The following is a 649-nucleotide window of genomic DNA, read 5'->3' on the forward strand; positions in this document are numbered from 1 at the left end:
CACCCTCACTGCAAGCGATAACACACAGCAAGATATTGTTATCACCATTACCGGCACCGACGACTTACCTGAAGTCACCGGTAACTTTACCGGCTCAGTGACCGAAGGTGACGCGGGCGATACAGCGGTAACTGCCACGGGTACCATTGCGATCAGTGATGTGGATAGCGACGACAATCCGACGTTTGCCGACGTCACGCAGGCAGGCACTTACGGCTCGTTGGAGCTAGTAGACGGTGATTGGACGTATACGCTTGATCAAGACAGCGTGCAGGATTTAGATGCTGGCGATCAAGTGACGGACACCATTACTCTCACCGCCTCTGATGGCACCCAGCAAGCTATTGTCATCACCATTACGGGGACGGATGACGCACCTGAAGTCACCGGTAGCTTTACCGGCTCAGTCACCGAAGGTGACGTGGGCGATACCGCAGTAACTGCCACGGGCACCATTGCGATCAGTGATGTGGATAGTGACGACGCGCCGACCTTTGCCGATACCACTGAAGCGGGGACTTATGGCTCGCTAGAGCTGGTGAACGGCAACTGGACTTACACCCTCGATCAGTCTGCCGTACAGAACTTGGATGCCGGTGATCAGGTGACCGACACCATCACCCTCACCGCAAGCGATAACACACAACAA

General features: G+C 55.2%; 1 protein-coding gene. It reads left to right on the forward strand.

The genetic code is table 11. From position 1 onward, the window contains the following. On the forward strand, positions 1–649 hold a 649-nt coding region (locus BZG25_RS15630; protein WP_198535238.1), incomplete at both ends, for a VCBS domain-containing protein.

The sequence above is a fragment of the Salinivibrio sp. ML198 genome, from assembly GCF_001996015.1.
Lineage (GTDB): Bacteria > Pseudomonadota > Gammaproteobacteria > Enterobacterales > Vibrionaceae > Salinivibrio > Salinivibrio siamensis.